At 41.0% G+C, this 13,006-nt stretch carries 11 protein-coding genes and 2 pseudogenes; 5 read left to right on the top strand and 8 right to left on the bottom strand.

Translation table 11 applies throughout. The features are described from left to right. Positions 1–425: 425 nt before the first annotated feature. Genes dnaK through OO773_RS02495 form a run of 3 tightly spaced genes read right to left on the bottom strand, consistent with a single transcriptional unit; the run spans position 426 to position 3,625 of the window. Positions 426–2,291 (bottom strand): molecular chaperone DnaK, encoded by a 1,866-nt coding sequence (gene dnaK, locus OO773_RS02505; RefSeq protein WP_040499279.1) that lies wholly within the window; start codon positions 2,289–2,291, stop codon positions 426–428. 21 nt (positions 2,292–2,312) lie between these two features. Beyond that, entirely contained in the window at positions 2,313–2,843 is a 531-nt protein-coding gene (gene grpE, locus OO773_RS02500; protein ID WP_006564745.1) for a nucleotide exchange factor GrpE, read from the bottom strand. After that, a complete protein-coding gene (locus OO773_RS02495) occupies positions 2,840–3,625 on the bottom strand; it encodes an HrcA family transcriptional regulator (protein ID WP_006564744.1) in 786 nt (261 codons plus the stop codon). The genes grpE and OO773_RS02495 overlap by 4 nt, the downstream gene beginning before the upstream one ends. A 293-nt stretch (positions 3,626–3,918) precedes the next feature. Here OO773_RS02495 and OO773_RS02490 point away from each other — a divergent pair, with 293 nt between their 5' ends. Together OO773_RS02490 and OO773_RS02485 are read left to right on the top strand one after the other, a co-directional pair. After that, on the top strand, positions 3,919–4,185 hold the full coding sequence (locus OO773_RS02490) for a TrbC/VirB2 family protein (RefSeq protein ID WP_034376157.1): 267 nt from the start codon (positions 3,919–3,921) through the stop codon (positions 4,183–4,185). Continuing rightward, the gene (locus OO773_RS02485) at positions 4,186–4,455 is read left to right on the top strand and encodes a hypothetical protein (RefSeq protein ID WP_034376154.1); all 270 of its coding nucleotides are present in this window, start codon (positions 4,186–4,188) and stop codon (positions 4,453–4,455) included. Here OO773_RS02485 and murG read toward each other — a convergent pair. Then, entirely contained in the window at positions 4,438–5,520 is a 1,083-nt protein-coding gene (gene murG, locus OO773_RS02480; protein ID WP_006564743.1) for an undecaprenyldiphospho-muramoylpentapeptide beta-N-acetylglucosaminyltransferase, read from the bottom strand. The two genes, OO773_RS02485 and murG, sit on opposite strands and share 18 nt — an antisense overlap. Position 5,521: 1 nt before the next feature. Then, positions 5,522–5,929, bottom strand: coding sequence for a flagellar assembly protein FliW (gene fliW, locus OO773_RS02475; RefSeq protein ID WP_006564742.1), 408 nt, complete (start codon positions 5,927–5,929; stop codon positions 5,522–5,524). A 143-nt stretch (positions 5,930–6,072) separates the two neighbouring features. Here fliW and OO773_RS02470 point away from each other — a divergent pair, with 143 nt between their 5' ends. Then, a complete protein-coding gene (locus OO773_RS02470; RefSeq protein ID WP_232087246.1) occupies positions 6,073–8,379 on the top strand; it encodes a TonB-dependent receptor family protein in 2,307 nt (768 codons plus the stop codon). Between the two features lie 305 nt (positions 8,380–8,684). Next, a pseudogene (locus OO773_RS02465) lies at positions 8,685–9,771 on the top strand (RNA-guided endonuclease InsQ/TnpB family protein). Positions 9,772–9,886: 115 nt separating this feature from the next. On the opposite strand, the pseudogene OO773_RS02460 reads toward OO773_RS02465, so the two are convergent. After that, a pseudogene (locus OO773_RS02460) lies at positions 9,887–10,447 on the bottom strand (Mu-like prophage major head subunit gpT family protein); the annotation flags it as partial. 83 nt (positions 10,448–10,530) lie between these two features. Here OO773_RS02460 and OO773_RS02455 point away from each other — a divergent pair. Continuing rightward, the gene (locus OO773_RS02455) at positions 10,531–11,334 is read left to right on the top strand and encodes a hypothetical protein (protein ID WP_040499373.1); all 804 of its coding nucleotides are present in this window, start codon (positions 10,531–10,533) and stop codon (positions 11,332–11,334) included. Between the two features lie 38 nt (positions 11,335–11,372). Here OO773_RS02455 and OO773_RS02450 read toward each other — a convergent pair whose 3' ends face one another. Together OO773_RS02450 and OO773_RS02445 are read right to left on the bottom strand one after the other, a co-directional pair. Continuing rightward, positions 11,373–11,597: a hypothetical protein gene (locus OO773_RS02450; RefSeq protein WP_034376508.1), complete on the bottom strand. Its 225-nt coding sequence runs from the start codon at positions 11,595–11,597 to the stop codon at positions 11,373–11,375. 3 nt (positions 11,598–11,600) lie between these two features. Further along, complete coding sequence (locus OO773_RS02445; RefSeq protein WP_264828657.1) at positions 11,601–12,998, bottom strand: polymorphic toxin type 50 domain-containing protein; 1,398 nt, start codon at positions 12,996–12,998, stop codon at positions 11,601–11,603. Positions 12,999–13,006 lie beyond the last annotated feature (8 nt).

Here is a 13,006-nt window from a genome sequence, read left to right as displayed (position 1 = left end):
CCCAAATGCTAAAGACATTTAGGCTTACTTAGCTGGTTTTGATTGTAAGGAGAGTTTGATTCTTACACTCTGTACCCCTATAGGGATTTTACAGAGTTTGAACGCATTTTTTCTTGCAAGTCTTACACAATTGCGCGCTAAAGCCCGCAAGCTTAGCTAAGCGGATTAAGACGACTACTAAAAGTTTGTGCTATAAACGCAGGCAGAATAAGGGCTCAACTCTAAAGAGTAGAGGCTGTGAGACTGGCCTAGCTACGCTAGCCTATGATGATCCTCTCAATCCGCTAGCTTAACGCTATGGGGAGTATGTCAAACAACAGCCGGTGAGGCCTTAGTTAGCTAAAGCTTAAGAGCTCTGAGCACCTGATTAAAGTGTGGGGACTAAGCCCCTAAGCCACCTAAAACAACCCCCCTATAATTAATCCTTACTCCACCTCCGCATCAATCACATCATCCTCTTTTTCCTTAGAAGATTGTGCGCCTTGATCTTTTTGCATCATCGCCTCAGTGAGCTTATGTGAAGCCTCCGCAAGGGCTTTCATACGCGCCTCTATACTCTCCTTGCTTGCATTTTCATCTTTAAGGCTAGCCTCTAACTCACCCAAAGCCTTTTCTATTTTTTCTACCTCGCTAGCCTCTAATTTAGCTTTGTGCTCCTCTAGGCTTTTTTTGGTTTGGTGCGCTAAACTTTCGGCTTGGTTTTTAACCTCCACTACAGCTTTACGGCGGGTGTCTTCTTCTTTGTGTAACTCCGCATCTTTAACCATTTTTTCAATTTCACTATCGCTAAGCCCACTTGAACCGGTGATTTTAATTTCTTGAGACTTACCGGTGTTTTTATCCTTAGCTGAGACGGTTAAAATTCCATTCGCATCAATATCAAAAGTTACCTCAATTTGGGGTACCCCTCTTGGAGCGGGCGCAATACCGGTTAAATCAAATTTACCTAAAGATTTGTTGTCTTTAGCAAATTCGCGCTCGCCTTGTAAAACCAAAATAGACACTGCCGGTTGATTATCCTCGGCTGTAGAGAAGACCTGCGCTTTTTTAGCTGGAATAGTTGTACCTTTTTCAATAATCTTACTCATCACCCCGCCTAAGGTTTCAATGCCTAAGCTAAGCGGTGTAACATCAAGTAAAAGTACATCTTTAACATCGCCTTTAAGTACACCAGCTTGGATACTTGCCCCCACAGCTACAACTTCATCAGGGTTTACTGATTTATTAAGATCTTTATGGATAAATTCTTTCACGCGTTCTTGAACTTTAGGAATGCGCGTTGAACCACCCACCATCACTACCTCAGCAATGTCTCCTCTACTTAGCCCTGCATCTTTGATCACCCCATCAATTTTAGAAATGGTTTCTTCAATGAGATCCTCAATGAGGTTTTCAAATTTAGCCCGGCTAATTTTTTTAACCAGATGTTTGGGCCCACTTGCATCAGCTGTAATAAAGGGCAAATTAATCTCACTCTCTTGGGCTGAGCTTAATTCTTTTTTGGCATTTTCAGCTGCCTCTTTAAGCCGTTGTAAGGCCATGATGTCTTTTTTAATATCAATGCCATTTTCGCTTTGAAACTCTTTAGCGATAAAATCAATGATGCGGTTATCAAAATCATCACCGCCTAAAAACGCATCACCACCTGTAGCTAGCACTTCTACGACATTATCCCCGGTTTCTAGCACGGTTACATCAAAAGTTCCCCCGCCAAGGTCATAAACCATAATTTTTTCAGACTCTTTTTTATCTAAACCATAGGCTAAGGCTGCAGAAGTAGGCTCGTTAATAATGCGCAAAACATTTAAACCAGCAATGGTGCCTGCCTCTTTAGTAGCCTTGCGTTGGCTATCATTAAAGTAAGCAGGCACGGTGATCACTGCCTCATTTACCGCCTCGCCTAAATAGCTCTCTGCGTCCTCTTTAAGTTTAAGCAAAATCTTAGCCGAAATTTCTTGGGGTGTATAAATTTTGCCCGCAATTTCTACCGCACATGCACCGTTTCGATCCACGATTTTATAAGGCAAGCGCTTTTTAGCCTCTTGTGCCTTATCCTCATTGCTCATCAAGCCCATGATGCGTTTAACAGAATAAATGGTTTTTTCTGGGTTGGTTACGGCTTGTCGTTTGGCACTCTCACCTACTAAAATCTCACCTTTATCCGTGAAAGCCACCACAGAGGGGGTTGTGTTTTTGCCCTCTTTATTAGCGATGATTTTTGCCTCATTGCCCTCATATACAGCCATTGCCGAATTTGTAGTTCCTAAGTCAATACCAATTACTTTTGCCATTTTGTATCCTTTATGTTGAATTTAACTATTTTTTGCGATGCTCACCATCGCAGGGCGCAACAAGCGCTCTTTATACTTGTAGCCTTTCTGGAAGACTTCCACAATCTGCCCCTCCTCTTTGTGCTCAGCTTGGACATGCATGATGGCATTGTGCAGATGTGGATCAAAATCAGTACCACACTCCACGCACTCAATGCCGTGCTTGCTCAGCACTTCATGCATTTTTTGCAAAGTGAGCTCTAGCCCATCAGAAATGGCCTTGTTTTCCTCCTTTCTAGCACTCTCTAAGGCCGCATGCAAGGTATCTATCACAGGGAGTAGATCGCTTGCGATCTTTTCATAGGCATACTCTAGCGCCACCGCTTTATCCTTCTCCAAGCGCTTTTTAACATTCTCAAAATCTGCATACGTGCGCAGATAGAGGTCTTGCACCTCTTTAAATTTGGCCTGATAATCTATCTGGGGCTCTTGTTCTTGTGCCTCCTGTACTTGTTCTTCAGGCGCAATCTCAGCACTCATCTGATCTTGTAACTCTGCTTGCTCTTCATTCATGACACTCTCCTAATGGATCCATAAAATCCTTCAAAATCTTGTTCAATTTCCCCCACGCAGAACATGTTAATGTCCCCCCCTTGAGCTTTAGCAGGGCTAAGCACCCCTAAAAAACCTAAGGGCAAGACCTTTTCAAAATGTAGTCCATGTTCTAAATGCCGCAACAACTCCCCTTTAAGAATTTGTAAAAATAGCGACTGGCGTAAAGACTGGGCTAACACGCATAGCCCAAAGTAAAGCCGTTTTTGAAAATAGATTTCTATCTGCTTAGCTAGGCTAGCCATGCACACCGAAGAGGCGATTTTATGAATATCTTGGCATTCTAAGCCCACCAAACCTTTTAAAAATCTCTCCAGCTTTTTGTTATAGCTTAATAAGACTTGATCATCTCCAAAATCTAGGATTAAAAAGCGCTGGCTATGATCATATACTGCTAATAAAACCGCCCTTTGATAGCGCTCAACCATGCTAAAAATCCTGTAATGCTCGCTAGCATTTTGCAGTTTTTCTAAATCCACTTCAAAGGGCACATGGGGGTTAAGTTTAGCGCGCCAATAAGCTTTAAGTGCCTCTAGCGTGGGGATACGCCCACTGCTGCTATGACTCTGGCTAAGCGCTCCCTCATCAGTTAAGCGCTTAAAGTAGTTACGGATAGTAGCAGAGGAAATCTGCACGGCTTGATCTTGGAGCACCAAACGCAAACTTTCAGAGCCCACAGGTACATGGCTATTTAAATAGGTTTTAATAAAGGTTTGCAAAAGCCACTCTTTTTTTGAACCCATGGGTCTCCTTACTTTGAAATTTTTAAAACTGCGTGCAGTATAGCATAAATTTTGGAAAAATTAGCATTCTTTTTTAAATATTGCTAAAATTTTTGTCATTTTATCCCTATTAAAGCGTAAACTTTATACGGCTTGTATCAATTTATATTACTTACTTTATGAATAATTCTTTCTATAAGTAGCAAGTATTAAATAACACATGCCATAATCTTTTAGTCTGCATGCAATCCTTAGCTTGTGTTAAATGAAAATCAGTTAGAATTGGGCTTTTAGCCTAATTATTTGGGGGTCTTGTGCGGTTTTTATGGGTTTTTTGTGTGGTTTTTGCCCTTTTAAGGGCTGAGGGGAGCGATAGTTTTTTTCAAGCCATTGAAGAACAACTCCAAAGCAATACGGCTAAGGGTATTTTAATGGTGATCTTTATTGGCATTGCCTTTTATGTGTGGCGCAATTTAGATCGCTGGCGGGATATTTTATTCACGGTCTTAGGCGTAGTTTTGGGAATCATGCTTTTTTTCAAAGCCCCCGCTTTAGCTTCGTGGTTTATGGGACTCTTTTAAATGCATTATCCCTTATTAGTGGTTTCTGTCCCTAATCTTAAAGAGATTTCTACCAAAGAAAAATTTCTCTGGCTCAATGCTAAATCATGGATTGTCTCTATTTTTATCCCTTTTATATGCTGGCCATGGCTTGGTACTCTAGCGACGCTATTTTTTTATGCGGGTTTTTTATTGCTCTTTAGCGTGTTAGAGTTTTTTGATGAAGACATTGCTGATATTTTAATTGCTCGCTCTAAACTTAAGACAAAAGCTTCAAGCTTTTACGCCTGAGACTTTTAATTGATCTAAAATTTGATCCACAATCAAGGCTGTTCCGTTATTAGAGACCTTGTTAAATAATTTCCTACTCACTTCAGAAATATAAAACCCCTCTTTTGCAGGGGCTTTTAAAGAACGCATGAATTCAAATAAATGGCTAGGATGTAAATCTTTTTGTGCAACAATCCTAGCCAAACCTTCTTGTTCAAATTCTAAAGCATTGTAGTACTGGTGATTCTTAGCCGCAAAAGGATAAGGGACAAAAAGGGTAGGCAAATTATTAGCACAAAGCTCCCATACACTACTCGCCCCCGCACGGCTCACACAAATATCTGCTTGTTGCATTTTTTTAACTAGCTGAATATCAAAGGCAAATAGATCAATGGATTTTAAAATCCCCAAACCTTTATAAAGTGTGGCTATGCGTTCATATTCTGATGCCCCGCATTGGTGGATAATATTCATTCCTCTTTTAAGTAATTTACGGGCACATAAAAGCGCAAATTCATTAATGGCTTTAGCGCCCTGAGAGCCTCCCAAAAAGAGCACCGTTTGGATATTAGTGCGTATGCGGGCATGCTCAAAAAAACTTTGTTGGATCGGATAGGGTGTATAGATGTATTTAGAATCTTGATTAGGATTTTTAAAACTATTAAAAACGCACCTAGCATAGGGGGCGATGATTCTATTAAGCGTGCCTTGAATGGCATTTTGTTCGTGGATATAAAGAGGGATTTTAGAGAAGATACTCGCAAAGCTTGCAGGACCAGCACTAAACCCACCCACACTAATGAGAGCCCGGATCTGGTGTTCTTGTAAAATTTTTTTAGCTGTTTTTATGCCCCGGATTTGTTTATACAAGGCATGCATTTTTTTAAAGGCCTTTTTATCAACCACCCCTGTGGTGTCTAAAAAAAAGCACTGCTTAAATAAATCGCTAGATTCAAACCATGCCTTATCTTGCCCGGAGAGACTGCCAATATAAATTAAATCCTCCCCTCTGCTTTGCAATTCTTGGGCTAGTGAGCGGGCAATGCATAAATGCCCACCCGTTCCTCCTCCTGTAATGGCTAGCATATTAAGAGCTTAAACGCGATTGGTTCTGAGTTTGTACAAAAGATTTAAGCGTATCTCTAAAGCCAAAATCTGGATAGTCCATGATAGAAAGGGCAATTTGAGCGCCATAGCCATTTTCAGGATTAAAGATCAAGGGAGCAAGAAAATTAACCATAGAATCCTCTAAATTTTTTTGAATCACCACCACACAATACACCTCTACTTGTGATTGTGCGTTGAGTTCTAAAAGTAATTCAATGTATTTAGGGATACTAAAGCTGTACTCGCGCAGTTTATAAGGATTGACTAAAACCATGCTAATGGTGTTATCTAAACTACTCACACGGCTAAAGAGATCATCAATTTTTGTAAGCTCGACCTCCATGATCTTTTCAAATCCTAAAATGGGGGCTTTGAGTGTGTAGAGCATAGACTTCCTTTACAAAATATGAGACTCTAAAAGCAAAACTTATTTGTGATTGTGCGTTGAGTTCTAAAAGTAATTCAATGTATTTAGGGATACTAAAGCTGTACTCGCGCAGTTAATGAAGGATTATAAAAATGAGAAGGAGTATGTTTTTTTTTGCGGGGGGGTGCTTGGCTATGAGTAGTTTACAAGCCATTAAAACCCACAGTTTGCAAAAAGTACAAACCACAGGGGCGGCTGTGAATGAAGAAGCCCCTAAAAGCTGGCGTAGTGAGGAAGTGAAAAATTATTTAGGTAGCCAAACGGTTATCTCACACAAACAACTCACCCAGCAAGCTAACCAAAGTTTTGAGGAGGCTTTGCAAAATGTGCCCGGGGTGCATATTAGAAACACCACAGGTATTGGGGCTATACCTAGATTTTCTGTTAGAGGTTTTGGAGCTGGAGGGAGTGGCACAAGCAATACTGGGCTTGTTTTGGTTAATGGCATTCCGGTTTATGCCGCGCCCTATGCAAGTATTGCTATGGAGATTTTCCCCGTTTCCTTCCAAGCAATTGATCGCGTCAGTGTTACCAAAGGAGGGGAGAGCGTGCAATATGGCCCAAATCCTGTTGGGGGCGTGATTAACATCATCACCAAACCCATTCCCTACAAATGGGAAAATCAGGCGGCTGAAAGAATGACTATCTGGGGCCGTCCTAAGAATGGAGGGATTACAGGACCTACAAATAAAAATACACCTTTGGATAAGACACTTGGTAATAATCTCTTGTATGACACTTATGTTAGAAGTGGAGGCATGATTAACAAATACATTGGCGTGCAAGCTCAGGCTAACTGGACTAATGGACAAGGCTTTAGATACAATACCCCCACTAATATCCAAAACTATTTGCTAGATTTGCTCTACCAAATCAATGACAACAATAAAATCACAGCCTACTACCAATACTATAAGTTTTTCATAACCCAACCGGGCTCTTTAAGCGAGCAAGCCTACAATCAAAACCGCTTCCAAAATGATCGCCCCAATACCAATAGAGGTGGTAGAGTTATGCGCTGGGGTGCGGTCTATCAGACATTTTTTGGCGACACTTCCAAAATAGGCGGGGATTTTACACTCACCTACTACGGGCAAGATCTTAGCCGGGATATGCAGATAGATTCTAACTATCTAAGTGTCAACGAACCTAGCATCAATCCTAATCTACCGGTTTATACTGATCAAAACTACAATGGATTTTTCATTGCCAATCACATTAGGCGTTATGTGATCAATGGCATCGAGCCTAATGTCAATGTGGTGGTTAACACAGGGCCTGTCAAACAAACTTTTAAAGTGGGTATGCGCTTCATGACTAGTAATATGTGGTTTAAGGCCATGCAGTCTAATTGTGAGTGGCAGAATAGTACATGCAGCATGTCGCCCTTTACTTTGGTAACCAAGCCAAGCCAAAACCTGCAAATGGCCAATAATTACACGGCTGGCTATCTTAGCGATAAAATGGAATTTTTTAAGGGCAAACTGATTTTCACACCCGGGTTGCGTTATACCTTTTTGAATTACAAAAGAATGAGGCCTGAAAGTGGAGATTTTGCTGTATGGAATGCCACTAAGCAATATCAAAATGAATGGAGTCCGGCCTTGAATGTGGGGTATAAACCCCTTAATGGTTGGTTATTATATTTTAACTACCGCAGAAGTTTTATCCCGCCACAATTTAACACCATAGGGCTTTTTTCTGTTGATTACAACCAAATTTTTAACGAGGTTGAGGTGGGTTCGCGCTATGCTTATAAGGATCTACTTAGCTTTAATGCTGACTATTTTGTTACTTTTGCGCAACGCTACTATGCAGGCGGGTATAGTAATGATGCGGTTAATGCTAGAAGTCAGGGCGTGGAACTAGAGTTGTATTATGCCCCTATTAGAGGGTTGCAATTCCATGTAGCCTATACCTATATTGATGCGGTGATCACCTCTAGCGTGGGTGATGTGCTGTCTGACTTTAAAGGCATTGTTAACCAATCCTTTAACATCAAAGGCAAAAGACTCCCCTATGTAAGCCCTAATCAATTCATTTTTGGTGCGACATACACCTACAAAAAGACCACCATTGGGATTAGCAGTTACTTTTATAGCCGGGCATACTCCTCGGTACTCAATCAGGCTAGATCAGAAACTGTCTGTTTTCAGTTTGACAACCCTGCTAAAAGCGGTGGTCTGAAGTATGGCTGTAATAGTGTGGGGCTATTGCCTTGGTATTGGGTATGGAATATCCAAGTGAGCCAAACGCTTTGGCAGAGCGGGCGGCATAAAATTGTGGGTAGTTTGCAAGTCAATAACATCTTTAACATGAAGTACTATTTCAGGGGTCTTGGCACAGGCCCTGCAGGTAGAGAACCTGGTCCTGGGCGCTCAGTAACGGTGTATCTGAGTTATCAATTTTAAAATTAAAAATAGTGAGGGCAAGGATAAGTAAAGGCACTATTGCCACTAAGTTTTAGTACGCATGTGTTACTAGAGATTTCTAGTTTCTAGGGAGTGAATCACCCATTTGCACGGGTGGAATTTCTGTTAAGAGAAATGAAATTTTTTAGAGCGCAGTAGCCGGAGGGGTGGCCTTATTTAGCCAAAACAAATCCTAAAGCACATGACAACTTAGCAACCGCGCCGTAAACCCCCTAGCTTTAGCTATGGGGATATAAGGCGCATGTTTGGTCGTTTTTCAAGCAAAGTGTGTATAATATAGTTCTATGCTCATCGCCTACAAGCAGAAACTCTACAATTCAAGCAAGAACAAGCAGATAGACAGACTCTTGCGTCTTTATGGCATTTGCTACAATCATTGTATCGCTTTGCATAAGCGGTATTATAGGCTCTATAAGAAGCACTTGAATTTCTACACTTTGAAAAAGCACATCACCAAGCTAAAGAGAACAGCACGCTTTGCTTTTTTGAAAACTCTAGGCTCTCAAACCTTGCAAGAGCTAGTAGGGAGGATAGACAAGGCTTATAAAAAGTTTTTTAAGAAACAAGGCAGACCGCCTAGATTTAAAAAGGTGGCTTTATACCAAATCTTTCACATTTAAGGGGGGAACAGGTTATAAAATCCAAGACAACATTATCTCTTTTAATGGCTATCGCTTTAAGTTTGTCAAAACCTACGACCTTGCAGGCAAACCCAAGACCTTAACCATTAAAAGAGATAATCTAGGCGATTATTTCTTGTGCTTGGTGTGCGAAACAGAGGATAACCTTAAGCCCGCAGGCGGTAACAGCGTGGGGCTTGACTTTGGGTTAAAAACTTTTCTCACATGCTCTAATGGCACACAAATCCCATCGCCTTTATTTTTCTCTAAATTCTTGCCTTTGATCCGTGCTTGCTCTCGCTCCCTATCCAAAAAGAAAAGAGGCAGTCATAACCGCCTAAAGGCTAGGCTAAAACTTGCTAGATTGCACCGCAAAGTCCAAAATCTTAGAAAAGACTTTTTCTACAAGATTGCTAATAGCCTAGCCAAACAATACGCCACTATTTTCATTGAAGATTTGAACCTGAAGGGTATGGTTAAACTTTGGGGGCGCAAGATTAATGATTTGGCTTTTGGTGAGTTTGTGGCTATCTTGGAGAGAAAAACCCAAGTGGTTAAGATTGATAGATTCTATCCTAGCTCTAAAACTTGTTCTAATTGTGGAGCACTCAAAGAGGATTTAAGCCTAAAAGATAGGTTTTTTCATTGCCCTTCTTGTGGCTTTTCTTTGGATAGAGATTTGAACGCAAGTATAAATATTCATAGAGTGGGGGCATCCACTCTTGGAGGAGAAGCTGTAAGACCCGCCTAGCGGGCAAGCTTTGATGATCCCAGAATCCCCTAGCTTTAGCTATGGGGAGTATGTCAATTTCACCATTGGCTTTAGTAGGGGCTTTGAACATTTTCATAGCCTGACCTTCTAAATTAGGGTGGATTAACACCAGATTAGGGTTAATATTAAGTGGCGCGCCACTTTCACTCACCAAAGATCGCATATTCTTACGGGCTTCAAGTATGCCGCCTTCATCAAGACCCCAATTGCCTAAATTGCTAAATTTATACTGCCCTACTTGGTGATCGCCTGCAAAAAAGGCTTTTCCGTCGTAACAAGCCCCGTTTTGATTAAACAGATCAAAAACTAGCTTGTTGTAGTGATCGATCACTAAATCAGCCATGCCGGCAACTTGTGCCCCTGCTATGCCTAAACTATCATATTGGATAATATCACGATCAATCTTGATCGTGGCCTCCCAATTCTTTTTGGTGATCGTATAGGTATAGCCCTCCAAATCTTTTAGCTGACGCTCGCCCACCCACTCTCTCATGGCCGGCATAGCTGCAAGCCAGCGATAATCTACAGACATGGTATTAGCCTGCACTTCTAAGGCTACTTGTTGGTAGTCCTTTTGCTTTTTGCTTAGAGTTGTGGCAAAAACCGCACTTAGACTTTTACTAATAGCGGCCTGTGTTTCTGCTGTTAGTTTCATGTATCCCCTTTTTCTTGCATTTTAAGATTAATTAGCGCTAGCTTTTGCGCATTTTAGACAAGCTTGACCCACTAAAATAAGGCATGCGCATACTCCTAAGATCAGAGATTGAAATAATAGAAAGTAACCTTGAGGATCATACGCCTTTTTTTGATCCGGATAAGACCTATCAGTTAGGCGATATTGTTAGAAAAGACACAAGCCTATTTGAGTGCACTAAGGCCACAGAAGAAGGCGCTAAGCCAAACTTTGATACCGATTTTACCTTTAAGTGCGCGGATAACACTACCGCCGCCTTTGATAGCGCGATTAATACGATCTCAGAGGCTGAAGGCTATATCAAAATACGGATCAAAACTAAGGGAAGTATTTTCCTTTCTAATTTTGAATGTGATTATCTGCGTGTTTCTTTATTAGATTCAAATTATCTTGAAAAATACACGCGGGGCACTTATCTAAGTGGCGGGCAATATCTCTTAGAAAACTCAGGCGCTGCTGCTTATGATATTTATTTAGAAAACGCCCCGGGCAAAATGGCAAAAATTGGGGTTATTTTTTGTGGTGAATTCAAAAACATAGGCATAACCGAATATCAGGGCTCTTTAAGCATTGAGGATTTTAGCAAGATCACCACAGATGAGGAGGGGCGAACTAGCATTAAGATAGGTTATACACGCAAAACCTACAAATCTACGATCTTACTGCCATTAAAAGATTTAGATTGGGCTTTAAAAATCATTGAAGCCAATAAAAGTATCCCAAGTGTGGTGGAGCTCTCTAACGCCTTAGAATGTTTAACCTTTTTTGGCTTGATCCGCAATGTTGATATTAGCTTTTTAAGCCGTGATCATGTGAGTCTTGATCTGGAGTGTGAGGAGTTGACTTAATACCTTTAAGCCGTGTTTAACGGCCATTAAATGGCGATTTAGTGCTTTTGTGATTCGATCTTTTGGATTTCTGAGGCTTTTATTGAGTATCTTATACCTTGATAGGTTACCCTTAACTCATCTTCTAAATCTGCCTCATCTTCTAAGAGATTTGGCGGGGCATAATCATAACCATTAAGCTTGGCATTTTCCCATATATCCCCGTCAATGAAGGTAATTTTTAACAAGCGGGAGTAATTGTCCATATCAGGTAAATTTTTCAAAAGTTACTCCTCAGTTGTAGGCACAATGTGAAAGCCCTTTTTGTTAAAGTGTAGTTTACTTTTATATACCTTAACGGGGGCTTTTGATTTATCAAAAAATGGCATAACTATACCTTCAAAATCAGGATGGCTAATAATGCCGTGTTTGTCCCATGTGCCTTGTTTTTTGTCAAACTCAATTTCTAAACTTTCCCTTATCCACCCCCTCACCTCCTCAATTGTAGGCGCTTTAGTGTAGTAACTCCGCCCTTGTTTATAATTTGGGCTATCCAAAACATGGCGCTCTTGTTTCTCATCTAAGTTTAACAAAGATAGCGCGCTTTTGATTGTGTTAAGAACTCTTTGAGTGAAGGGGTAGGGTTTTTCATTTTGGAGGCGCTGCGCTAACTTATCAAAATCTAATCGCTCAAGTTTAAAGCCCTCTTTTAAGTCAGGCGCTTCTTTGAAGTGCTCTAAACTGACTAACTCTGTGCCTTGTATCTCAAGCTCATACCAGCGCCCTAACTTCTGACCCACTAGCTTACGCGTATCTCTATGGGTGGCCATTAATAGTGGATTGTCTAACACTTCTTTAGCTAAGAAAAAATCAAACAGATTATTAGCGGGGTTAGCCTTGAGTGTTTCAGATTTTAGAGTAATTGGCAAACTATCTAAATTACCAAAACGCAAACTCCCGCCATTTTGTGAAAGTCGGATCAAAGATTTAAACCGCGCCTTTTTGCTAGCGATATTTTGCAACACGCCTTTAAGTAGGCTAGTAGCTTTTGAATTGCCCGCATAAGTGGCCAACTTGTTTTTAAAAAAGCTAGCTAAGAACTTGTTGTTATCTCTTTCAAATCCCCCCGCTTGAGTACCGCCCTCTTGTGGGATATTTTGAGTAACCGCTATTCCTTTGGCCTTGATCTGTCTTTCTGACCACATAGCAATCTCACACCGACAACCCCAATCAAGTGGCGGGGTGTGATTCTGCCAAAAGGGGTGCTTTCTTGGTAGACAAACATTATCAAAGGCCAAATGCCGCGCGGCGCTATCGTGCCTACTATGAAACACATAATACCAGCCATCGCCATTGCTACTGCCCGCAATGGGTGGGGCACTTTCATAGCGCATTAATTTACCGCGCGTGTTGGCATAAATTAAATTGTATTTAAATATCCGCTCAAGGCGCTTTTTATTGATTGTTTCTAATAATTGCGGATTAGCCTTAACAAACTCCCTAAAACTTTGCCCCTTTGCTAAAGCCTTTTCTAGGGCACTTTGATAAGAAACTAAAGTATCAATTTTGCTAATCCCACTAATACTAAACGCGCGGATATATTCGCTAAATTTGAAATTAGCCCCATTTGGGATTAGCTTTGGGTTTCTAGCTTGAAGGCTAGCTATAGCTTCTAAAAATGGCATAACCGCGC

The sequence above is a fragment of the Helicobacter suis HS1 genome (assembly GCF_026000295.1).
Lineage (GTDB): Bacteria > Campylobacterota > Campylobacteria > Campylobacterales > Helicobacteraceae > Helicobacter > Helicobacter suis.
The sequence above is the reverse complement of the archived record's forward strand: the minus strand, read 5'-3'. Positions and strand labels throughout refer to the sequence as shown.

Bases quoted from the DNA above. Each gene is read 5' to 3' on its own strand.
- OO773_RS02495 (WP_006564744.1), bottom strand. From the start codon at position 3,625: ATGGGTTCAAAAAAAGAGTGGCTTTTGCAAACCTTTATTAAAACCTAT.
- OO773_RS02445 (WP_264828657.1), bottom strand. From the start codon at position 12,998: ATGCCATTTTTAGAAGCTATAGCTAGCCTTCAAGCTAGAAACCCAAAG.
- fliW (WP_006564742.1), bottom strand. From the start codon at position 5,929: ATGCTCTACACACTCAAAGCCCCCATTTTAGGATTTGAAAAGATCATG.
- OO773_RS02455 (WP_040499373.1), top strand. From the start codon at position 10,531: ATGCGCATACTCCTAAGATCAGAGATTGAAATAATAGAAAGTAACCTT.
- OO773_RS02485 (WP_034376154.1), top strand. From the start codon at position 4,186: ATGCATTATCCCTTATTAGTGGTTTCTGTCCCTAATCTTAAAGAGATT.
- dnaK (WP_040499279.1), bottom strand. From the start codon at position 2,291: ATGGCAAAAGTAATTGGTATTGACTTAGGAACTACAAATTCGGCAATG.
- murG (WP_006564743.1), bottom strand. From the start codon at position 5,520: ATGCTAGCCATTACAGGAGGAGGAACGGGTGGGCATTTATGCATTGCC.
- grpE (WP_006564745.1), bottom strand. From the start codon at position 2,843: ATGAATGAAGAGCAAGCAGAGTTACAAGATCAGATGAGTGCTGAGATT.
- OO773_RS02470 (WP_232087246.1), top strand. From the start codon at position 6,073: ATGTTTTTTTTTGCGGGGGGGTGCTTGGCTATGAGTAGTTTACAAGCC.